This window comes from Bradyrhizobium sp. UFLA05-89 (assembly GCF_059803475.1).
Map to the genome: position 1 here is coordinate 22,041 of NZ_JBANBA010000020.1, position 20,208 is coordinate 42,248.

The 20,208-nt window shown below is 64.7% G+C and carries 22 protein-coding genes, 1 pseudogene and 1 riboswitch; of the genes and pseudogenes, 16 read left to right on the top strand and 7 right to left on the bottom strand.

The genetic code is table 11. From position 1 onward, the window contains the following. Positions 1-81 precede the first annotated feature (81 nt). Positions 82-831: a GntR family transcriptional regulator gene (locus SO139_RS13280; protein WP_449381828.1), complete on the top strand. Its 750-nt coding sequence runs from the start codon at positions 82-84 to the stop codon at positions 829-831. A gap of 31 nt (positions 832-862) precedes the next feature. On the opposite strand, the gene SO139_RS13285 is transcribed toward SO139_RS13280, so the two are convergent. Further along, the gene (locus tag SO139_RS13285) at positions 863-1,243 is read right to left on the bottom strand and encodes a nuclear transport factor 2 family protein (protein ID WP_449381829.1); all 381 of its coding nucleotides are present in this window, start codon (positions 1,241-1,243) and stop codon (positions 863-865) included. A gap of 129 nt (positions 1,244-1,372) precedes the next feature. On the opposite strand from SO139_RS13285, the gene SO139_RS13290 reads away from it, so the two are divergent. From SO139_RS13290 to SO139_RS13310, 5 genes are all read left to right on the top strand, one after another. After that, on the top strand, positions 1,373-1,858 hold the full coding sequence (locus SO139_RS13290) for an Lrp/AsnC family transcriptional regulator (protein WP_449381830.1): 486 nt from the start codon (positions 1,373-1,375) through the stop codon (positions 1,856-1,858). Then, positions 1,855-3,117 carry a GNAT family N-acetyltransferase gene (locus tag SO139_RS13295; RefSeq protein WP_449381831.1) on the top strand — a complete coding sequence of 421 codons (1,263 nt, stop codon included), beginning with the start codon at positions 1,855-1,857 and terminating at the stop codon, positions 3,115-3,117. Before SO139_RS13290 ends, SO139_RS13295 begins: the two co-directional genes overlap by 4 nt. Beyond that, positions 3,114-3,962, top strand: a complete 849-nt coding sequence (locus SO139_RS13300) for an SMP-30/gluconolactonase/LRE family protein (RefSeq protein WP_449381832.1) — start codon at positions 3,114-3,116, stop codon at positions 3,960-3,962. Before SO139_RS13295 ends, SO139_RS13300 begins: the two co-directional genes overlap by 4 nt. Positions 3,963-4,075: 113 nt before the next feature. Continuing rightward, positions 4,076-5,644 carry a DUF4403 family protein gene (locus SO139_RS13305; RefSeq protein ID WP_449381833.1) on the top strand — a complete coding sequence of 523 codons (1,569 nt, stop codon included), beginning with the start codon at positions 4,076-4,078 and terminating at the stop codon, positions 5,642-5,644. Between the two features lie 177 nt (positions 5,645-5,821). Beyond that, positions 5,822-7,033, top strand: a complete 1,212-nt coding sequence (locus SO139_RS13310; protein ID WP_449381834.1) for an ABC transporter substrate-binding protein — start codon at positions 5,822-5,824, stop codon at positions 7,031-7,033. Between the two features lie 224 nt (positions 7,034-7,257). Here the strand turns inward: SO139_RS13310 and SO139_RS13315 are convergent, their stop codons facing one another. Continuing rightward, a complete protein-coding gene (locus SO139_RS13315; protein ID WP_449381835.1) occupies positions 7,258-7,785 on the bottom strand; it encodes a PRC-barrel domain-containing protein in 528 nt (175 codons plus the stop codon). A gap of 235 nt (positions 7,786-8,020) precedes the next feature. Next, positions 8,021-8,611, bottom strand: a complete 591-nt coding sequence (locus tag SO139_RS13320; RefSeq protein WP_449381836.1) for a hypothetical protein — start codon at positions 8,609-8,611, stop codon at positions 8,021-8,023. Between the two features lie 181 nt (positions 8,612-8,792). Here SO139_RS13320 and SO139_RS13325 point away from each other — a divergent pair, with 181 nt between their 5' ends. Continuing rightward, positions 8,793-9,533: a response regulator gene (locus SO139_RS13325; protein ID WP_027522390.1), complete on the top strand. Its 741-nt coding sequence runs from the start codon at positions 8,793-8,795 to the stop codon at positions 9,531-9,533. A gap of 16 nt (positions 9,534-9,549) precedes the next feature. Next, a complete protein-coding gene (locus SO139_RS13330) occupies positions 9,550-10,875 on the top strand; it encodes an ATP-binding protein (protein ID WP_449381837.1) in 1,326 nt (441 codons plus the stop codon). A gap of 51 nt (positions 10,876-10,926) precedes the next feature. Here SO139_RS13330 and SO139_RS13335 read toward each other — a convergent pair whose 3' ends face one another. Then, positions 10,927-11,169 (bottom strand): hypothetical protein, encoded by a 243-nt coding sequence (locus SO139_RS13335; RefSeq protein WP_449381838.1) that lies wholly within the window; start codon positions 11,167-11,169, stop codon positions 10,927-10,929. A 239-nt stretch (positions 11,170-11,408) separates the two neighbouring features. Between SO139_RS13335 and SO139_RS13340 the strand changes: the two genes are divergently transcribed. The 6 genes from SO139_RS13340 (at position 11,409) to thiC (ending at position 17,197) form a co-directional block, all read left to right on the top strand. After that, positions 11,409-11,942: a transglycosylase SLT domain-containing protein gene (locus tag SO139_RS13340; RefSeq protein WP_449381839.1), complete on the top strand. Its 534-nt coding sequence runs from the start codon at positions 11,409-11,411 to the stop codon at positions 11,940-11,942. Between the two features lie 166 nt (positions 11,943-12,108). Further along, positions 12,109-12,237, top strand: a riboswitch (TPP riboswitch). After that, positions 12,225-13,235 carry an FAD-dependent oxidoreductase gene (locus tag SO139_RS13345; protein WP_449381840.1) on the top strand — a complete coding sequence of 337 codons (1,011 nt, stop codon included), beginning with the start codon at positions 12,225-12,227 and terminating at the stop codon, positions 13,233-13,235. Its footprint overlaps the riboswitch before it by 13 nt. 7 nt (positions 13,236-13,242) lie before the next feature. Beyond that, positions 13,243-13,440: a sulfur carrier protein ThiS gene (gene thiS / locus SO139_RS13350; protein WP_449381841.1), complete on the top strand. Its 198-nt coding sequence runs from the start codon at positions 13,243-13,245 to the stop codon at positions 13,438-13,440. A gap of 234 nt (positions 13,441-13,674) precedes the next feature. After that, complete coding sequence (locus SO139_RS13355; protein WP_449381842.1) at positions 13,675-14,457, top strand: thiazole synthase; 783 nt, start codon at positions 13,675-13,677, stop codon at positions 14,455-14,457. Continuing rightward, positions 14,444-15,073 carry a thiamine phosphate synthase gene (locus SO139_RS13360; RefSeq protein WP_449381843.1) on the top strand — a complete coding sequence of 210 codons (630 nt, stop codon included), beginning with the start codon at positions 14,444-14,446 and terminating at the stop codon, positions 15,071-15,073. The genes SO139_RS13355 and SO139_RS13360 overlap by 14 nt, the downstream gene beginning before the upstream one ends. Positions 15,074-15,298: 225 nt before the next feature. Beyond that, positions 15,299-17,197 (top strand): phosphomethylpyrimidine synthase ThiC, encoded by a 1,899-nt coding sequence (gene thiC / locus SO139_RS13365; protein ID WP_449381844.1) that lies wholly within the window; start codon positions 15,299-15,301, stop codon positions 17,195-17,197. Positions 17,198-17,318: 121 nt separating this feature from the next. Here thiC and SO139_RS13370 read toward each other — a convergent pair whose 3' ends face one another. After that, complete coding sequence (locus SO139_RS13370) at positions 17,319-17,864, bottom strand: HD domain-containing protein (protein ID WP_449381845.1); 546 nt, start codon at positions 17,862-17,864, stop codon at positions 17,319-17,321. 9 nt (positions 17,865-17,873) lie between these two features. Further along, positions 17,874-18,098 (bottom strand): DUF6429 family protein, encoded by a 225-nt coding sequence (locus SO139_RS13375; RefSeq protein WP_449381846.1) that lies wholly within the window; start codon positions 18,096-18,098, stop codon positions 17,874-17,876. 117 nt (positions 18,099-18,215) lie between these two features. Between SO139_RS13375 and SO139_RS13380 the strand changes: the two are divergent. Together SO139_RS13380 and SO139_RS13385 are read left to right on the top strand one after the other, a co-directional pair. Further along, a pseudogene (locus SO139_RS13380) lies at positions 18,216-18,748 on the top strand (mismatch-specific DNA-glycosylase). Between the two features lie 193 nt (positions 18,749-18,941). Next, positions 18,942-19,634 (top strand): glutathione S-transferase family protein, encoded by a 693-nt coding sequence (locus SO139_RS13385; protein ID WP_449381847.1) that lies wholly within the window; start codon positions 18,942-18,944, stop codon positions 19,632-19,634. A gap of 130 nt (positions 19,635-19,764) precedes the next feature. On the opposite strand, the gene SO139_RS13390 is transcribed toward SO139_RS13385, so the two are convergent. Next, entirely contained in the window at positions 19,765-20,199 is a 435-nt protein-coding gene (locus SO139_RS13390; RefSeq protein WP_449381848.1) for a hypothetical protein, read from the bottom strand. Positions 20,200-20,208: the final 9 nt, after the last annotated feature.

Here is a 20,208-nt window from a genome sequence, read left to right on the forward strand (position 1 = left end):
TGTACGAACATAACGACGACGTCAAGAGGCCTTGCCTGGAGCCGCTGACTCACGTCCTCATGCCGGCCCTGGAGAGGTGCCTTGGAAACCAGATATGCCTTTGTCGCGAGGGAGTTGACGGAAGCGATCGCGAGCGGCCGCTATCCGGTCGGCTCGCTGCTACCCAACGAGCTCGACCTTGCCGAGCAGTTTTCGGTGAGCCGCTCGACCGTCCGGGCCGCCATGCGCGAGCTCCAGGCCATGGGCCTCGTCAGCCGCAGGAAAAGCGCCGGAACGCGCGTGGAGGCGACCAGCGCGCAACGCGCCGGCGGCGCATTCGCGCAGTCGCTCGGCTCGATCGAGGCGATCCAGCAATTCGGCGTCGAAACCGAGCGCGACATCCAGGAAATCGGAGAGACCGTGGCCGACAATGCGCTCGCCGCAAAGCTCGGCTGCAAGCCCGGAAGCCGCTGGCTGAGCATCTCGAGCCTGCGCCGCGTACCGGGCGAGCGCAGTGCGCCGCCGATCTGCTGGACCGACGTCTACATCGACGCATCGCTGTCGCAGAAGATCGCGCCGCGGCTCAAGCAGTATCGCGGCATCTTCGGCAACCTGATCGAGACCGTCACCGGCCGGCGCATCATCGAAATCCGGCAGGAGATCGCGGCATGCGGGCTGCCCGATCACGTCGCAGCCCCCCTCGTTGCAAGGCCGGGCGACCATGCGCTCGCAATCCGCAGGCAATATATGTTGAGCCCCGGCACGCTGGTGGAGATCTCGCTCAGCTATCATCCCGCCGACCGCTTTCAATATTCGACGCGGCTGACGCGCCATGACGACCCCGAGGCGTGATGCGATCGCGGCGGCGCAACGTGCCCGCGCGTCAGTATCGCCGCTCGACGTGGAACGATTTGGCCGTGATCAGCCAGGCATCGTGGATGCGGTGATATGAGAGATAATCGAGGTACTGAAGCGTATCGATCCGCACGCGCACCTTCACCACGGCCTGAACTGGTGACGCAAGATCGACCAACAGGACTTCCTGGAGCCGAGGGGCATTCTTCGACTGCGGTGACGGCGTCGACGCCAGTACCTTCCTGTAGTCGGGAGCAGGCAGTATCCGTAACTCGGCATCCCGGAATCCATGCAGCTGCGCACTGGGTGCGAAGACACGATCGAAATGCGACACGTCGTTATCATACATCAGCGTGAAGTAACGCTCGACGGCCCCCAGTAGGGGCGCAAGGATCGGGTCTTCGCTCATGATCACTCCTTCGGTAAAGGTCAGAGCAATCCATCCCACGGAAAGCTGAGGCATGTCCTTGCGAAGTGAGCTAGTGTCAGCTCCTCCGGCGCAACATTGTGCCCTCCTTGATCCAACAGGATGCGCTTCATGCCAAAATGCGAGCTGGATGCGATCGACCGGCGCATCGTTGCCGAACTCCAGACCAACGCACGACTGAGCAATATCGAGTTGGCCGGCAAGATCGGGCTGTCTCCCTCGCCTTGCCTGCGGCGGGTGCGGCGGCTGGAGCTGGACGGCTACATCGACGGCTACCGCGCCTCGTTGCGGCGCGGCCGCATCGGGCTGGGCTTCTCGGCCTTTCTCGGCGTCAAGATCAACGGCCACGCCAATGAACAGGCCCTCACGTTCGAGAAGACCGTCGTCGCGATGCCCGAGGTCGTGGCCTGTCACCTGGTCTCCGGCGACGTTGATTATCTCCTCGAGATCGTCGTTCCCGAGCTCGAAGACTACCAGCGCTTCCTGGTCGAAAAGCTGCTCAATCTGCCGATCGTGCGCGAGGTTCGCAGCAGCATCGCCATCCAGACCCTGAAGGCGGGCGCGCCTCTCCCCCTCTCGCACCTCGCATCGCCATGACACGGACAATTCTCGCCTATCGCGACAGCGCCGCAGACCTCCAGGGCGTTCTCGTAGCCGACGAGTCCGCAGCCAGCCGCCACGCCGGCGTGGTGCTGTTTCCCGATACGCGCGGCATCGGCACGCATGCGATCGCGCGTGCGGAGCAACTGGCTGCGCTCGGCTTCACCGTGCTGGTGGCAGACCTCTACGGCGGCGGCAAGACCGCGCCCGATGTGCCGCAGGCGATCGAGCTGATGAATGGCTTGCGTGCCGATACCGCGCGCTGGCGCGAGCGGGCCGAGGCGGCGCGCCTGGCGCTCGCCGGACAGGACGCCGTCGAGGCCACAAAACTCGCGGCGATCGGCTATTGCTTCGGCGGCAGCACCGCTCTCGAGCTGGCTCGGACCGGCGCCGATCTTGCGGCCGTCGTGAGCTTTCATGGCGGTTTCCCGAACAAGCGGCCGGAGGACGCCGCAAACATCAAGGCGAGAGTCCTGGTGTGTCACGGAGCGGCCGACGTGCTGGTCTCGCTGACGCAGCTTGCGAATTTTGCGCGCGACCAGCGTCGACTGGCAGGCCCAGGTCTATGGCGGCGCGGCGCATGGCTTCACCAACCCAGAGCTCGTTGGCGAAAGCGTGCCGAACCACGCCTATCATGCAGACGCGGATCGCCGCTCCTGGGCCGCGATGCTCGGCCTGTTCGAAGAGGTCTTTGCAACGGCGATGCGTTGAATTGGAGACGAAAGCGGGACATGCCATCAGCTCACCTCGACACTGCCGCCGTCAGACTGCTCACGCCAGCGGATGCCGCGAGCTATCGACAGATCAGGCTGGAGGCGCTCGAAGCGCATCCGGGGGCCTACTCCAGCGTGTTTGTGCGCGAGAGAGACATGGCGCTTTCCTGGTTCGAGGAGCGCCTCACGGCCTCTGACGTTTTTGGCGCCTTCATCGAACAGGAGTTGTGCGGCGTCGCCGGCTTTCGCCGGCAGGACGGGACGAAGACCGTGCACAAGGCGGTGCTCTGGGGCATGTATGTGCGGCCAGCGGCGCGCAGCTTCGGCGTGGGACGTCGCCTTGTCGACGCCGTCGTGGCGCATGCGGCGCAACGGGTCGAACAGCTTCAGTTGTCCGTCGTCAGCGACAACGAACCCGCCTTGCGTCTCTATACCAGCGCAGGGTTCATCGAATACGGTCGCGAACCGAAGGCGCTCAAGCAGGACGGCCGATATTTTGATGAGATCCTGATGAAGCTGTTCCTGGACGGGGGCACCGGATGAATGAACCGCAATTGAGAACCCTTCTCGACGGCGGCAAGTATTTCGAGGCCCCGCGCTGGCATGCGGGGCGGATCTGGTTCGTCGACTGCATGGCGCGTACCCTGCTCAGCATCGGACCATCGGGCGACCGCACGGAACATGCCACCTTCGACGACGTGCCTTGCGGCACCGGAGTTCTGCCGAATGGCAGGCTGGTGGTGCTGACCATGTTCCGCAAGCATCTCCTGGCCTATGCGGATAGTGAGCTCTCGCTTTATGCCGATCTATCCGGCATCGCCACCGGCACGATCGACGACATGATCGTCGACGGGCTCGGACGCGCCTATGTCGGCGATCTCGGCTTCAATCTTCCGCCGCCGCCCGAGCGCGGCGCCGACGGGCGCATCATCCTTGTGACGCCGGATGGCGGGACGCGCGTCGTCGCCGAAGGATTGCGCTTTCCTAACGGGATCGCGATCTCGGCCGATCACGACAGGCTCGTCGTCGCCGAGATGGACGGCGAATGCCTCGCCGACTACGGGATCGGCAGCGATGGCAGCCTGCATCCCCGCCGCCGCCTTGCCTGCGGGAAGGAGCCGGACGGCATCTGCCTCGACCGTGATGGCGCCGCCTGGGTCGCCTCCTATGGTGAAGACGCCTTCATCCGAATCGATCGCGATGGACGCGAGCGGCAGCGCATCAACGTTCCCGGACGCCGCGGCATTGCATGCGCACTTGGCGGCGCCGATCGCAGAACGCTGTTCTGCATCAGTGCGGCGACATCGCCGGAGGAACTGAGACAGGGGAAATCGTCGGCGCGGATCGATATGGTCGAAGTGGAGACGCCGGGATCGGGCTATCCTTAATCCATCACATCTTCGCGCCCGGCGCGCGCCGCCGCAATTCCACCCCATCGCTGCGCTCTAGCGCGGCCCTCACCTGCCCTGTAGACTCCCACGACGGGCGGTTCGGGGGATTGATGCGTCTGACGTTGAACTTGAAGACTATTTTGATCGCGGTCGCGGTGATCGCGGCGTCGTTTTTCGTGAGCCTGAAGGCCATGGACTGGCTGTCGCCGCGCAGCGCGGGAACGGCGCCCGCCGTCACGCAGTTGCCGCCGCTGCCGCCGGTCTCGAAGAGCTCGATCGTGGTGGCACCGGTTGCGATCGCGCTGTCGGCGATCCGCGAGGCCGCCGACCGGAGCGCGGCGCGCAATTTCAGCGGCAAGGCCGACAATCCGATCTCGCAGATCCTGCAGGACGCCGATATCGGCTGGACTGCTTCGCGCGGGCCGATTGCCGCGAGCGGCGACAAGGACGTGCTGACGCTGTCGACACCCCTGGCCGGCAAGCTCAACGTCACGGGATCGCTGTCCTCGAAAGCGACCGGCGCGCTCGGCGAGGCGCTCGGCAGCGTGCTCGGCAACAACGCCGCCAAGCAGATCGGCGCGGTCAACATCAAGAACTTGAATGCCAGCGCCGAGATCAAAGGCAACGTGGTCATCACCTCGCGCCCGAAACTTGCCGCCAACTGGCACCTCGAGCCCAATCTCGGTGCGCAGGTCAATCTCGGCGACACCAACCTTTCGGTCGCCGGCGCCAAGGTCAACGTGCCGGCGCAGGTCAAGCCGCTGATCGACAAGTCCGTCAACGATCAGCTCAACGTTGTCGCCGAGCGCATCCGCAACGATCCGAGCCTGCGCGAGAATGCGAAGGCGCAATGGATCAAGGCCTGCCGCTCGATGCCACTGCAAGGCTCGGGAGCCTCTGCCGCATTGCCGCCGCTCTGGCTGGAGATGAAGCCGATCCGTGCGATCGCAGCCCAGCCGCGCGTCGATGCGCAGGCCGTGACCCTGCTGCTCGGCATCGAGGCCGAGACCCGCGTGACCACAAGCCAGACCAAGCCCGAGTGCCCGTTTCCCGAGAAGATCTCGATCGTGCCGCCGACCGGCACCGGCGTGAGCATCGGCGTGCCGATCGACGTGCCCTTCACCGAGATCAACAAGCTCATCGCGGCTCAGATGGTCGGCCATGCCTATCCGGAAGACGGCTCGGGTCCGGTCGATGTCACCGTCAAGAGCGTCAACGTGATCCCGTCGGGCGACCGGCTGTTGATCTCGCTTCTGGTGAGCGCCAAGGAGAAGAAGAGCTGGTTCGGCCTGGGTGCCGAGGCAACCGTACATATCTGGGGGCGGCCGATGCTCGACCAGGCGCAGCAGACACTGCGGCTCGCTGACATCCAGCTCGCGGTGGAGTCCGAGGCCGCGTTCGGGCTCCTTGGTGCCGCGGCGCGCGCGGTGGTGCCGCATTTGCAGCAGGCGCTGGTGCAGAAGACGACGCTCGACCTCAAGCCGATCGCGGCGAACGCGCGTGACAAGATCGCCGCCGCGATCGCCGACTACCAGAAGGCCGAGGACGGCCTGCGCGTCGAAGCCAATGTCGACAGCCTGACGCTCACCGACATCACCTTCGATTCCAAGACGCTCCGCATCATCGCGGAAGCCGGCGGCTCGCTGAATGTGTATGTGACGAAGCTCCAGGGGATGTGAGGCGCTGGTGCCCATCGTCATTCCGGGGCGCGCGATAGCGAGAGCCCCGAATGACGGAACAGGCCCCTTCCCTTTTTGCATCCGGCCATGACCGGGATCGCTTAGCTGCGGCCGCTGATTGCCGCTAGAACCATTCCCGTGAATAAGCCCAAAGAATAACGCTCAGGGAGAACAACCATGCATAAACTGTTTGCCGCGGTCGCGGCGTCCGTCGCCCTCGCGGCCAGCGGCGGCGCCGCGCAGGCGCAGATTTCCAACGACGTCGTCAAGATCGGCGTGCTCACGGATATGTCGAGCCTCTATGCGGACGCCACCGGCAAGGGCTCGCTCGCCGCGGTGCAGATGGCCGTCGCCGATTATGGCGGCAAGGTCGCCGGCAAGCCGGTCGAGGTGGTCGCCGCCGACCATCAGAACAAGCCCGACGTCGGCGTCAACATCGCGCGCAACTGGTACGACAACGAGAAGGTCGATGCGATCTTCGACGTGCCGACCTCATCCGTAGCGCTGCCGATCTCCGCGCTGACGCGGGAGAAAAACAAGATCAACATCAATTCCGGCGGCGGCTCGTCCGACATCACGGGCGCCCAATGCTCGCCCAACACGGTGCACTGGACCTATGACACCTACGCGCTGTCGAACGTCGCAGGCAAGGCGATGGTGAAGCGCGGCGAGGACACCTGGTTCTTCGTCACCGCCGACTACGCCTTCGGCCAGGCGCTGGAGCGCGACGCCGCCAACGTCGTGAAGGAGAGCGGCGGCAAGGTGCTCGGCGACGTCCGCCATCCGCTCAACTCTTCCGACTTCTCCTCCTTCCTGCTCCAGGCACAGGCCTCCAAGGCCAAGGTGGTGGCGCTGGCCAATGCCGGCGGCGACACCACCAACGCGCTGAAGCAGGCGTCCGAGTTCGGCCTCACGCAAGGCGGCCAGAAGATGATCGCACTATTGCAGGAAATCACCGACACGCGCTCGCTCGGCATCAAGGCGACGCAGGGCCTGATCGTCACCGATGCCTTCTATTGGGACATGAACGACGAGACGCGTGCCTTCTCAAAACGCTTCAACGACAAGGTCGGGCACATGCCGACCATGATCCAGGCCGGACTCTATTCGGCGACCATGCACTATCTGAAGGCGATCGAGGCCATCAAGACCGACGATGCCCCGAAGGTGATGGAGCAGATGCGCGCCACCCCGATCAACGACTTCTTTGCCAAGAACGGCAAGATCCGCATCGACGGCCGCATGGTCCACGACATGTATCTGTTCGAGGTCAAGAAGCCCGAGGAATCCAAGGGCGAGTGGGACCTGTACAAGCTGATCGCCACCGTGCCGGGCGACGAGGCGTTCCGTCCGCTCGACAAGGGCGGCTGCCCGCTGGTGGGGCACTAGGCCGATTGGAGGCGCGATCCGCGACGCTAGGGAACGGCCAATCCTCATCCTGAGGAGCTTGCGAAGCAAGCGTCTCGAAGGATGAAGGCCCCGCTGGTGGCCTCGCCCTTCGAGACGCCGCTACGCGGCTCCTCAGGGTGAGGGGCGATATCCACGTAAGGAGATACACGACAACGCGCCCGGACAAACCGGGCGCGTTGCGTTTGAACGTCAACTGAGCCGCACTACTCGGAGTACTTGAACTCCGGCATCTTCTTCAGATCGTCCTTTGTCGCGTTGAACACGGCGTGGTCCGGGTACCACTTCGACGTCGATGACGCGGCGGCAGGCGCGGTGCTCGGCGCGGCGCCCGTGGTCGTGCTCGCTGGCGGGCTGCCAGGCGGCTTGGTGTTGCTGGCTGTGCCGCTGTAGGATACCGGCTCGGTCGAGAACTTCACCTTGTCGAACGGAACGGCGACAAGGTGCTCGCCCATGCCGAGGAAGCCGCCGACGCCGAGCACGACGAGCTTGATGTTGCCACTCTTGTCCATCAACAGATCGTTGATCGAGCCGACGCTCTCATTGGCGTCGTTGTAGACCTTCAAGCCCACCACCTTCGACGCGCGCCAGTCACCCGAGGCCGTTGTCGTTGTCGTCGTCGTGGCGGCCGCGTTCGGTGCCTTGTCGGTAGTGGTCGTCGGATTCTGGGCGAACGCGACGGTTGCAAGCAGCGCGGAACCGGCAAGGCCGGCCGCGATCGATTTGATCAACATGGTGTCCTCTCCTTCATCGAAAACTTGTGTGGAGAGAACCACGCACGTCGTCCGACAGTTCCAAACCTGCGGCAATTTCGTCGCACGTTTCGCGCGTGTTGCATCACGAAGCAGGTTCCGCAACGAGAAGATTTTGAATCGAACACGAAGGCCATGCACAGTTCCCCGCCGACTCGTCGCGCGCCCTGGGAGACGCGTGAGAGACGACGGGGACTGCGCCGACCTGGCGTCGCGGTCAGGTCTTGTAGTCGATGAGCAGTGCGGAGATCTGCGAGCTGCTCGACGAGCTGTTCGCATTTCCGGAAGCGCCGTAGGACGACGTCGACGACGATATCGATTGCTGGAGCGCCTGGAGGAATTGCTGGAGGATCTCGGCGGTGGTCGTGCCGTCGCTCGAGGTGCTGCTGGTCGAATCCGTCGAGGAGCTGGACGAGGCCGACGAGCTGTCGTCCGGCGGCGGGCCGGGCGGCGGTCCGCCCGCGCCTCCCGGACCACCCGCACCGCCCGGGCCGTTGGCGAAGGCGGACTGGAACACGCCCTTCAACTCGGTGGCCTGGTCGGAGGTCAGCGTACCGTTCGAGACCTCGTTGGCGATAAGGTCGTCGATCTTCGACTTCATGTCCTCCGGCGAGGATGTGGTGCCGCTGGACGTATCGCTCGAGCGGCTCTGCTGGATCGCCGAATCGATATCGGTGAGCGCGGTCGACAGCGCGGATTGATCCGACGAGGAGATCGTGCCGGCGGAGACCTCGGACTGCAATTCCTGCTGCAAGCGCTGCAGCGGCGACTGGTAGGTGCCGGCGGAGGCCGCCGAGATCGAAGTCATGATGGCTCCGTGGGTTTTGCGGGGTTCCTTAACTGACGGCGTCACGGTATGGTTAATGGGCTTAACGAGACCTTGCCGTCCCCCTTTCAAGACGTTGCCGGACGTTGCGGAAAGCGCCTTTAGAAACATCCGGAAACAAAAAACTTCGCCCTTCAGACCGAATCTCCGACAAACAGAGCACATGGCCATTCCTTCGCCCAACATCCTGGTCGTCGAGGACGACCGCGAAACCCGGACGTTGATTGCGAAATATCTGCGCAACAACGCCTGCAACGTCACCGCCGTCAGCGACGGCCGCGAGATGACGCGCGCGATGGCCGACCATCGCGTCGACCTGATCATCCTCGACGTCATGCTGCCCGGCGAGGACGGCTTAAGCCTCTGCCGCAAGGTGCGCTCGGAGGCGCAGACGCCGATCATCATGCTGACCGCGCGCGGCGAGGACGTCGATCGCATCGTCGGGCTCGAGATGGGCGCGGACGACTACCTGCCGAAACCGTTCAATCCGCGCGAGCTCCTGGCGCGCATCAACGCGGTGCTGCGCCGGCAGGCTGCGGCGCAGGCCGCCAGCTCGATCGAAGGCGCGAGCACGCTGGCCTTCGAGGGCTGGCGCATCGACCTGCGGCTGCGCGAGTTGCGCAACCCCGACGGCGCGCGCGTCGCGATGACGAGCGCGGAGTTCGACCTGCTGCGCACCTTCTGCGAGCGGCCCGGCCGCGTGCTGTCGCGTGACAGCCTTCTGGACCTCACGCAGGGCCGCGCCACCGGCTCGTTCGAGCGCTCCATCGACGTGCTGGTCAGTCGCATCCGCCGCAAGATCGAACCCAACCCGCAGGATCCCACCATCATCAAGACGGTGCGCTCGGGCGGCTATCTGTTCACGCCGAGGACGGAAGCGGTTGCGGCGCCCCTGAACAGCTGATCTCGAGCGCCCCGCCATGAGTTTGTTCGGGTTCTTCCATCTCAGGAGCATCGGCGGACAGATCGCCGCCCTCGTTGTGGCGTCGATCATCGCGCTTCATTTGATCCTGACCGCCAGCTTCCTGATCAGCCGGCCGGACCGCGCCGAGATGCCGCCCGACGGCGCGCATCACCTCGCGGATGCCGCACTGCTGCTCGGCGGCGCCGCAAGCGAGGAGCGGCCGCGGCTGCTTGCCGACATCGCCCGCGCGTTCCCGAAGCTTGATCTCGAGGTGCTCGCACCCGGCACGGCCACAGTCGTCGAGGACACCGAAGGTCCGCATCTGCATGGCATGCGCCGGCATCTCGGCCATGGCTACAAGGTGATGACGCTCGCGCCTGAAGGCGGCGTGCATCGCCTCGGAGTCGAATTGCCCGACGGCACGACGATCGCCGGGCACGTCGAACCTGATCATCCGCCGCGCTTCTGGGCCAATCCCTGGACGATCACGCTGCTATTCGCGCTGATCAGCGTCACCATGCTGGGCCTGTGGGCAGCGCATGCGCTCGCTCGCCCGCTGTCATCCTTTGCGCGCGCCGCCGAAGGCTTCAGCCTCGACGGCACCGCCGAGCCGCTGCCCGAGCGCGGGCCCGAGGAGATCCGCTCGGTCGCGCGCGCGCTCAACCGCATGCAGGAGCGGATCGCGGGACTGATGGCCGACCGGACCAAGATGCTGGCGGCGATCAGCCATGACCTACGCACGCCGATCACGCGGCTGCGCCTGCGCGCCGAGTTCATCGAGGACGAGACGCATCGCAAGCGCATGCTGGTCGACCTCGACCAGATGCGGGCGATGCTGGAATCGGTGCTCTCGCTGCTGCGCAACGACCGCAGGATGGAGGCGGTGACGCTGGTCGACATCGCAAGCACGCTGCAGCTGATCGCCGACCAGTTCGCCGACATGGGTCATACCGTGCATTACGACGGCCCCGCGCAGGCTACCGCCGCGGCGCGTCCAGACGACCTGCATCGCGGCATCACCAACCTCGTCGAGAACGCGGTGCGCTTCGGCGCCGAGGTGACGATCCGCCTCGAGGTCTCCGGTACCACGCTCACCATCGATGTCGAGGACGACGGCCCCGGCATTTCCGACGAGCGCAAGCAGGAGATGCTGGAGCCGTTCGTGCGCGGCGACGACGCGCGCAACATGGACGACACCACCGGCTTCGGGCTCGGGCTGTCGATCGCACGTGCGATCGCGGTCGCCCATGGCGGCGAGCTGTCGCTGCACGATCGCCAGCCGAACGGCCTGACCGTGCGCATGCAGCTGCCGATCTGGCAACCGAACCGCCTGGCGGCGTGATAGCCACCTCTCCCCAGCGGGGAGAGGTGTAAGGAGATCATGCGCGCAGCTTCAGGCGGCGAGCGCGTGCTCGTGAACCGGCTCGTCGTAGATCGCGATCGCCTCGAAGCGATAGCCGCAGGCGCGGCATTTCCAGAGATAGGAGACCCGGCCATTGCCCGGCTCGATCCAGTCGGGGTGCGCGATCGGCGTGCCGCATTGCGCGCATGGGTTTTGCCTGGGAATCTCGCCGATGTCCGATTGGATCAGGTCAGAGTGAGTCAGGTCTGATTGCATCAAATCTGATCTGGTCATGACACCTCTCCCGATGCGTGTTTCTTATATGTTGTTGGGCAGATGCGCGAATGGACAGGTCCGCTGTCGCGTGCGGCCCCAGTCTGTTGCACCTCACCTGCAGCGAACTTAACGCATGTTTAAGTCGTAAAGACGACGGCGCGACCGAAATCTTTGACGGCGGCGTTTCGCCACATCATCGCCGTGTTCCACAGGCCTAACGCGAGCGGACGCAGGTCAATTCGACCGAGAGATGTTCGATGAAAACTTTAATCGTTGCCGCCGCAATCGCGGCTGGACTGTCATTGCCTCACGCTGCAGTCGCGGGCGAAGCGGAATATGCCGAGATGGTTGCGGCGCACGCGCGCGCGAACGGCGTGCCGGAGGCGCTGGTACATCGCGTCATCGTGCGTGAAAGCCGCTATCAGCCGCATCTGATCGGCCATGGCGGCACGATCGGGCTGATGCAGATCAAGCTCGCGACCGCGCGCGGCGTCGGCTACACCGGGGATGCTGCCGGCCTGCGCGATCCCGAGACCAATCTCACCTATGCCGTGAAATATCTCGCCGGCGCTTATCGCGCCGCCAATGGCGATTACGGCCGAGCTATTCGTTATTATGCAGGCGGCTATTACTACGCCGCAAAGCAGCAGCGGATGCAGATGGCGCAGCAGGGCGATGCGTTCGGCAATGCCTGGCTCGAGCCGAACGGCAATCCGCAGCCCATCATGTCCGCCCCACACAAGCGTGTGGCACGAAACCTCGCCAACGCAAGGGCGCAGGCCCGGAAGTAGCTTTCGTGTCCCGGACGCGCTGCAGCGTGAAACGCTGCTGCGCAGGGCCGGGACCCAGCAGTTCCCTCCTTGTGGGGCCCGGCTCTGCGGCGCACCGCTGCCGCGTTGCGTCCGGGGCACGATTGGGGATACCACGTTGACACACAGCGTCACTGGCATACATTAGCGCCGTTCCGAGGGGTGCTCCGAGGAGGAGCTGAGATACCGCTAAATGGGTGGGAACACCCAGGACCGCGGTGACCCTTTGAACCTGATCCGGGTCATGCCGGCGAAGGGACAGGGATGTACCAGACGACCAAACGACCGGATTCACCGGTTTCCATTATCGGCGCAGGCATCGCGGGGGCCTGGCAGGCGCTGTTGTTCGCGCAGGCTGGCCACGCCGTCACTCTGCATGAGCGCAGTGACGCGGCCATGACGGACGCCACCAGCCACTGGGCCGGCGGCATGCTCGCGCCCTATTGCGAGGCCGAGGTGGCCGAGCCCATCATCAGCCGGCTTGGCCTGCGCTCCCTCGACATCTGGCGGCGCGAGCTGCCGGATACCCCGTTCAACGGCTCGCTGGTCGTGGCGCTCCCGCGCGAGCGCAACGACTTCGAGCGCTTTGCGAGGATGACTGAGGGCCATCAGCGGCTCGACGCCGCCGGCCTTGCCGCGCTCGAGCCGTCACTTGAGGGACGTTTCCGCGAGGCGCTGTTCTTCCCGACCGAGGGCCATGTCGAGCCGCGCCGCGTGCTGCCAAAGCTGCACGAGCGCATCCGCGCCGCCGGCGGCACCATCAAGTTTTCCAGCGACGTCAGCGCCGGGGATCTCGACGGCATCGTGATCGACTGCCGCGGGCTTGCCGCGCGAGAGGAACAATCGGAGTTGCGCGGCGTCAAGGGCGAGATGATCCTGATCGAGACCAGCGAGGTGCAGCTCGCCCGCCCGGTCCGGCTGATCCATCCACGCTGGCCGCTCTACGTGATCCCGCGCGAGGCCGGCCTGTTCATGCTCGGCGCGACCTCGATCGAGGCCGAGGACACCGGCGTCAGCGTCCGCTCGGCGCTGGAGCTGCTCGGCGCGGCCTATGCGGTGCATCCCGCTTTCGGCGAAGCCCGCATCGTCGAATTCGGCTCCGGTCTTCGTCCAGCCTTTCCAGACAATCTGCCGCGCATCGGCGTTCGCGGCGACAGGATCGCCGTCAACGGGCTTTACCGTCATGGCTTCCTGCTCGCGCCGGCACTCGCCGAGCTGACGCTCGCCTACATCGAGCGCGGCCAGATCGACAATGAGGTGATGCAATGCGCGTGATCGTCCAATGCGTTTGATCATCAACGGCGAGCAACGCGAGGTAAACTCAGTGAGCGTCGACGCGCTGCTCACCGAGCTCGACTACGAGGGCACGCATTTCGCGATAGCGCTCAATTACGACGTGGTACCGAAAAGCCGCTGGGCCGAGGCGAGCCTCAGGGACGGCGACGAGATCGAGATCATCACGCCGCGGCAGGGAGGGTGATGGGATGATGGCCAACTCACCCCACACTCCGCTGTCATCGCCCGGCTTGACCGGGCGATCCAGTACGCCGCGGCCTCTCGGTTCTAGCCGCGCCGCCTCTGGAATACTGGATCCCCGCCTTCGCGGGGATGACAGCTGCATGAGGGGAACGACCGACCGTCACATCAAAGCCCCGTGGTTATGGGTCCCTGCCTTCGCCAGGACGACAGCGTCAATTGAGGAGACACCTTCGACATGGTGACCTTCTACGGCAAATCCTTCGCCTCCCGCCTGCTGATCGGCAGCGCGCTCTATCCCTCGCCGGCGATCATGCAGGCGGCGATCCGCGCATCGGGCTCGAACATCGTCACCGTGTCGTTGCGCCGCGAGGCCGCGGGCGGCAAGACGGGCGATGCCTTCTGGAACCTGATCCGCGAGCTCGACGTCACGGTGCTGCCGAACACCGCCGGCTGCCGCAGCGTGCGCGAGGCAGTGACCACCGCAAAGCTCGCGCGTGAATTGTTCGGCACCAGCTGGATCAAGCTGGAGGTGATTGCCGACAACGACACGCTCCAGCCCGACGTCATCGGCCTGGTTGAAGCCGCCGCCATCCTGATCAAGGACGGCTTTGAAGTCTTCCCCTATTGCACCGAGGATCTCTCCGTCGCGAACCGGCTGGTCGACGCCGGCTGCAAGGTGGTGATGCCGTGGGCAGCGCCAATCGGCAGCGCCAAGGGCATCACCAACCGCGACGCGCTAAAACTGCTGCGCGAGCGGCTGCCCGACATCACGCTGGTCGTCGATGCCGGCATCGGCGCGCCGAGCCACGCGGCGCATGCGCTCGAACTCGGCTATGACGCCGTGCTGCTCAACACCGCGATCGCCAAAGCCGCCGATCCCGTGGCGATGGCGAACGGCTTCCGCCTCGGCGTCGAGGCCGGCCGCACCGCTTATGAAGCCGGGCTGATGGACGCCCGCGACTTCGCCTCCCCGTCAACCCCTGTCGTTGGGACCCCGTTCTGGCATGCCGTATCCTGATCGCAACGCGTATCCTGATCCCTTCTACGCCGTCGTCGACAGCCTCGCCTGGGTCGAGCGCCTGGCCAAGCTCGGCGTCGGCACGATCCAGCTCCGCGCCAAGAATCTCAACGACGCCGAAGCGCTCCAGATCGTCAGCGATGCGCTCGCGGTGACGAAAGACACGCCAGCCAGGCTCGTCGTGAACGATTATTGGCGCGCGGCGATCGTCGCGGGCGCAAAGCATCTGCATCTCGGCCAGGAGGACCTGGTCGACGCCGACCTCAAGGCCATCCGCGATGCCGGCCTGACGCTCGGCATCTCCACCCATGACGATGCGGAGCTTGCGACGGCGCTTGACGCGCAGCCCGACTATGTCGCGCTGGGCCCGATCTTCTTCACCACGCTGAAATCGATGCGCTTCGAACCGCAGGGCATTCCAAAGATCACCGAATGGAAGAAGCGCGTCGGCACCATCCCGCTGGTTGCGATCGGCGGCATCAAGTTCGAGCATGCCGCGGAGATCTTTGCAGCGGGCGCGGATTCCATTGCCGTCGTCAGCGATGTCACGCAAAACGCCGACCCCGATGCCCGGGTCAAACAATGGCTTGGGCTCAGTAGCAAGGAGGCTGCGTGATGCCCTCTTTCCGAGCCCTCGCACCCCACACTCCGCCGTCATCGCCCGACTTGATCGGGCGATCCAGTACGCCGCGGCCTCTCCGTATCCCATCGCCGCCTCTGGAATACTCGATCCCCGCTGGAGCCTGTCATCGGGCTCGCCGAAGGCGAGACCCGGTGGCGGGGATGACAGCGGTATTTGTCTCTCGCGCAGCGATGCCAACGAATCAGTAAGGAGGATCCCATGAACATCCGCTCCAACCCCGACAAGACCATCCCCGCCGTCACCACCGGCCCGCTGCCCTCCTCGCGAAAAATCTTCGCCTCCCCGGAAGCCGCGCCCGATCTGCGCGTGCCGCTCCGCGAGATCATCCTCTCGGAAGGCGCCGGCGAGCCGAACCTGCCGGTCTACGACACCTCCGGCCCCTACACCGATCCGAGCGTGACGATCGATGTCAACGCCGGCCTTGCCCGCAACCGCAAGGCCTGGGTGCTGGAGCGCGGCGGCGTCGAGGAATATGAGGGCCGCACGATCAAGCCGGAGGACAATGGCGGCGTCTCCACCGACAAGGCCGCGCGCGCCTTCTCCGCCTACCACAAGCCGCTGCGCGGCCTCGACGGCCACAAGATCACGCAGCTCGAATTCGCCCGCGCAGGCATCATCACCAAGGAGATGATCTACGTTGCCGCACGCGAAAACCTCGGCCGCAAGCAGCAGCTCGAGCGCGCCGAGCAAGCGCTGGCCGATGGCGAAAGCTTCGGCGCAGCGGTGCCGGCTTTCATCACGCCGGAGTTCGTTCGTTCAGAGATCGCGCGCGGCCGCGCCATCATCCCGAGCAACATCAATCACAGTGAGCTCGAGCCGATGATCATCGGCCGCAACTTCCTCACCAAGATCAACGCCAATATCGGCAACTCGGCCGTGACCTCGTCGGTCGAGGAGGAGGTCGAGAAGATGGTGTGGGCGATCCGCTGGGGCGCCGACACCGTGATGGACCTCTCGACGGGCCGCAACATTCACACCACGCGCGAATGGATCCTGCGCAACTCGCCGGTGCCGATCGGCACTGTGCCGATCTACCAGGCGCTGGAGAAGTGCAACGGCGATCCGGTGCAGCTCACCTGGGAGCTCTACAAGGACACGCTGATCGAGCAGTGCGAGCAAGGCGTCGACTACTTCACGATCCACGCCGGCGTGCGCCTGCAATACATCCACCTCACCGCCAACCGCGTCACCGGCATCGTGTCGCGCGGCGGCTCGATCATGGCGAAGTGGTGCCTGGCGCATCACAAGGAGAGTTTTCTTTACACCCACTTCGACGAAATTTGCGACTTGATGCGCAAATATGATGTCTCCTTCTCGTTGGGCGATGGATTGCGTCCGGGCTCGATCGCCGACGCGAACGACCGCGCGCAATTTGCCGAACTGGAAACGCTCGGCGAACTGACAAAAATCGCGTGGGACAAGGGCTGCCAGGTCATGATCGAAGGCCCCGGCCACGTGCCGATGCACAAGATCAAGATCAACATGGACAAGCAGCTCAAGGAGTGCGGCGAGGCGCCGTTCTACACGCTTGGACCGCTGACCACCGACATCGCGCCGGGCTATGACCACATCACGTCAGGCATCGGTGCCGCCATGATCGGCTGGTTCGGCTGCGCCATGCTCTGCTACGTCACGCCGAAGGAGCATCTCGGCCTGCCCGACCGCAACGACGTCAAGACCGGCGTCATCACCTACAAGATCGCCGCGCACGCCTCTGATCTCGCCAAGGGCCACCCGGCCGCCCAGCTTCGCGACGACGCGCTCTCGCGCGCCCGTTTCGAATTCCGCTGGACCGATCAGTTCAACCTCGGCCTCGACCCCGACACCGCAAAAAGCTTCCACGACGAGACCCTGCCGAAGGAAGCCCACAAGGTCGCGCACTTCTGCTCGATGTGCGGCCCAAAGTTCTGCTCGATGAAGATCACGCAGGACGTGCGGGATTACGCGGCGACGTTGAACGATCCGAACAGCGTGGGGATGTCCGTGGCCGGTACCATCGAAGACGGCATGGCCAAGATGAGCGAGAAGTTCAAGGAGATGGGGAGCAACGTGTATCTGGATGCGGAGAAGGTGAAGGAGAGTAACCGGGCGTTGTGATGCGCTCCACTCCCTATCCGGGCTTGCCCCGGGCAACCTTCGACAGTGAAGAAGCCGGGCGAAAGCCCGGCTTTCTATTTGACGCCCGCAGAGAAGCACCCAAGCGACAGCGAGCGCAGCCTCAGCTCAAGGAAGCCAATTCACGCGCGAGATTGTCGCGGGCGCGGCGATCATATATCGCGGCGAAGCCTGCATCGGGATAGATAACGGGGCGGGCGGCGAACTGGCTAAGCACCCTGGCGCGGCCGGCGCGATAGTCGGGATCGCTGACATGGATGAACTCCTGCCGGATGGCGGCGGCATAGGCGTCGTAGCGCGCAGGTTCTGCACCGAGGATGCTGAGGTCGATCGAGATCAGGATCGCTCCAAGGCGATCATCCGCCTCGACCTCGTGCGTTTTCGTCAGGCGGATCAAGCGGCCGACCTCGTGGCTGATATCGGCGCCGACGTGCCCTTCGGCCAGTTGCGCGCTGAGCTCTTCGTTATCCGACCGGGTCGGATCGTAGACAACGTCGTGCCACCAGATCGCTTCGGACAAAATCTCGCGCTCGGCCGCAGACAGACCGTCCACCCCTGCGAGCGCTGCAAGACAGTCCTCGATATGCGCGAGGTTATGATAGTGGCGGCCAGGTGCCGCATAGGCGGCCACCAATTCTTCGCGGATCATCGCAAGCTCTTATTCGTCGAACAGTTCGTTGAACAGCGCTTTCGCCCGTTCGCGTCCCTCGTCCGTGAACACGACAGACTTTACCTTGCCGACGGGGTCGAGGATCATCCCCCTGTCATGCAGGCGGCCGAGCACGTCCCAATCCATGCCCTTCCATGCACGATAGTCATCGTGCAGAGTCAAATAAAGCAACGCCAACGCCGCGCCGTCGATCTTGTCGTTATTGATGGCCATCTTGAACCTCTCACGGAGCGATGCTGATGTGATTCTATTCGGCAAAATGCAATGCGCAATGGCCCCTGCACCGCGCCATATGCGGTGCAATTGAACCAACTCATTGACCCGACTGAGATGCCCGACAGCAACTCCGACCGCCTCCCCGATCAGTTCCGCCCCAACCTCCGCCTCGTCTTCGTCGGCACCGCCGCCAGCACGCGCTCAGCCAGCCTCGGGCACTATTACGCCCATCCCGGCAACCGCTTCTGGCGCACCCTCCACGAGACCGGCATTACACCACGGCTCTATCAACCCAGCGAGTTCGCCGCACTGCTCGCGCTCGGGATCGGCTTCACCGATCTCTCCAAGTCGGGTGCGGGAATGGATCACCAGATCCCGGCAGCCTCGATCGACGTGGCGGGGTTTCGGATCAAGATGGAGCGGTATCGTCCGAAGACGATTGCCATCACCAGCAAGAAGGCTGCGAGCTTGTTCTACGGAAAGCCGTCCGCAATGATTTCGCTGGGAGGCAGCAGGCTGCCGGGCAATTTCCCGACGTGTTCGTGCTCGCCTCTCCGTCCGGCGCTGCGTCCGGTAGTTGGACGTTGCAGCCCTGGCGCGAGCTTGCGGCGTGGGTCGCTGCGCTCCACGCTCCGACCTCATCCTGAGGAGACCGCGAAGCGGTCGTCTCGAAGGATGGCCACGGGCGATAGCGTGGCCTTCATGGTTCGAGACGGCGCTACGCGCCTCCTCACCATGAGGTTCTGAAACCATGACGGACCCCCACGCCGGACGCCCCCCATTGCTTCCGCCGCAAAGCCCTTGCATGCTGCTTCCGTAGAACAATGGGGAGCGCCACCCATGCTGACCCTCTATTCCTACCCCGAACTGTTCGGTGTCGCCGACAACAACGGCTACGGCCTCAAGGTCTACGCCTTCCTGAAGCTAGCCGGCGTGCCGTTCGTGCACGAGCACGTATTCGATGCGTCCGCCGCGCCACGCGGGCAGTTGCCCTATGTCGTCGATGACGGCGAGACGATCGGCGACAGCGAGACCATCATCTCGCACGCAATCGGGAAATATCGCCTGACCATCGACGCCGGCCTGTCACCGGAGCAGCGCCGGACCAATCTCCTCGTCACGCGCATGTTGGATGATCTCTACTGGGTGATGTCCTATTCGCGCTGGAAGGACGAGCGCTACGTCCAGGCGTTTTGCGATGCATTCATGGTGCAGCATCCGAAAGTGAATGCCGAGGGGCTGGAGAAGGCGAAGGCCTACAACGCGCAGCGCTATTATTATCAGGGGATCGGCCGCTACACGCCGGAGCAGGCCTATGCGCGCGGGCTCGCGGATCTTGAGGTGTTGGCCGAGATCGTGCCAGCGCAGGGTTTCGTGCACGGGGCGGCGCCGACCAGCGTCGATGCCGGCATCTATGGCTTTCTCGCCAACATCCACTTCTTCCCGATCCCGACGCCGCTGAAGGCCTTCGTCGATGCGCACGAGAATCTCGTCACGCATTGCGAGCGGATTCATGCGGCGGTCAGTTCGTAGGCGGGCAAAGCGACTTGTCCGCCGTAGCTCGAAGAGCGAAGGCGGAAGCGTGCCCACCACTTCTGCCTCGGTCAAGGAAAGATGGTGGGCACGGCGCTTCGCGCCTTTGCCCGCCCTACAACCCAGCCCCCTACCGCATCGTGATCGCAAGACCGCTGAGGTCCGCGTTCGCCATCAGGCCGACTTGCGTGCCGGAGAGCTCAAGCACCGCGCCCTTCTGGTTGGTGAGCACGATGGCCCTAGCGCCGGCACCCACCGCAAGGCCGGCACCGGCGGCGCCGTAGACGCCGGCGACATCCGAGGGACGGAAGATGTTGGAGACGCGGCCGCGCAGCACGGTCCTGGAGCCGCCGAACACAAGGCCGTAGTCGAGGCCGCCGGTCGAGAGCGGATAGGAGCGGCCGCGGAAGTTCAGGACGCCCGACCCGCCCGAGCCGCCGATGATCCAGCCCGCCTTGTAGATCGTCAGCGTCACGAAGCCGCTGTCGGCCTGCGCGGCGGTGGAGAGGCCCGCGAAAGCGGCGATGGCGACCAGCGCGGCGCGGAGGGTGGATGAGAACTTCATGAGCGGCTC

Coding starts and splice junctions, on each gene's coding strand:
- SO139_RS13285 (WP_449381829.1), bottom strand. CDS start 1,243: ATGAGCGAAGACCCGATCCTTGCGCCCCTACTGGGGGCCGTCGAGCGT.
- SO139_RS13290 (WP_449381830.1), top strand. CDS start 1,373: ATGCCAAAATGCGAGCTGGATGCGATCGACCGGCGCATCGTTGCCGAA.
- SO139_RS13295 (WP_449381831.1), top strand. CDS start 1,855: ATGACACGGACAATTCTCGCCTATCGCGACAGCGCCGCAGACCTCCAG.
- SO139_RS13300 (WP_449381832.1), top strand. CDS start 3,114: ATGAATGAACCGCAATTGAGAACCCTTCTCGACGGCGGCAAGTATTTC.
- SO139_RS13305 (WP_449381833.1), top strand. CDS start 4,076: ATGCGTCTGACGTTGAACTTGAAGACTATTTTGATCGCGGTCGCGGTG.
- SO139_RS13310 (WP_449381834.1), top strand. CDS start 5,822: ATGCATAAACTGTTTGCCGCGGTCGCGGCGTCCGTCGCCCTCGCGGCC.
- SO139_RS13315 (WP_449381835.1), bottom strand. CDS start 7,785: ATGTTGATCAAATCGATCGCGGCCGGCCTTGCCGGTTCCGCGCTGCTT.
- SO139_RS13320 (WP_449381836.1), bottom strand. CDS start 8,611: ATGACTTCGATCTCGGCGGCCTCCGCCGGCACCTACCAGTCGCCGCTG.
- SO139_RS13325 (WP_027522390.1), top strand. CDS start 8,793: ATGGCCATTCCTTCGCCCAACATCCTGGTCGTCGAGGACGACCGCGAA.
- SO139_RS13330 (WP_449381837.1), top strand. CDS start 9,550: ATGAGTTTGTTCGGGTTCTTCCATCTCAGGAGCATCGGCGGACAGATC.
- SO139_RS13335 (WP_449381838.1), bottom strand. CDS start 11,169: ATGACCAGATCAGATTTGATGCAATCAGACCTGACTCACTCTGACCTG.
- SO139_RS13340 (WP_449381839.1), top strand. CDS start 11,409: ATGAAAACTTTAATCGTTGCCGCCGCAATCGCGGCTGGACTGTCATTG.
- SO139_RS13345 (WP_449381840.1), top strand. CDS start 12,225: ATGTACCAGACGACCAAACGACCGGATTCACCGGTTTCCATTATCGGC.
- thiS (WP_449381841.1), top strand. CDS start 13,243: ATGCGTTTGATCATCAACGGCGAGCAACGCGAGGTAAACTCAGTGAGC.
- SO139_RS13355 (WP_449381842.1), top strand. CDS start 13,675: ATGGTGACCTTCTACGGCAAATCCTTCGCCTCCCGCCTGCTGATCGGC.
- SO139_RS13360 (WP_449381843.1), top strand. CDS start 14,444: ATGCCGTATCCTGATCGCAACGCGTATCCTGATCCCTTCTACGCCGTC.
- thiC (WP_449381844.1), top strand. CDS start 15,299: ATGAACATCCGCTCCAACCCCGACAAGACCATCCCCGCCGTCACCACC.
- SO139_RS13370 (WP_449381845.1), bottom strand. CDS start 17,864: ATGATCCGCGAAGAATTGGTGGCCGCCTATGCGGCACCTGGCCGCCAC.
- SO139_RS13375 (WP_449381846.1), bottom strand. CDS start 18,098: ATGGCCATCAATAACGACAAGATCGACGGCGCGGCGTTGGCGTTGCTT.
- SO139_RS13385 (WP_449381847.1), top strand. CDS start 18,942: ATGCTGACCCTCTATTCCTACCCCGAACTGTTCGGTGTCGCCGACAAC.
- SO139_RS13390 (WP_449381848.1), bottom strand. CDS start 20,199: ATGAAGTTCTCATCCACCCTCCGCGCCGCGCTGGTCGCCATCGCCGCT.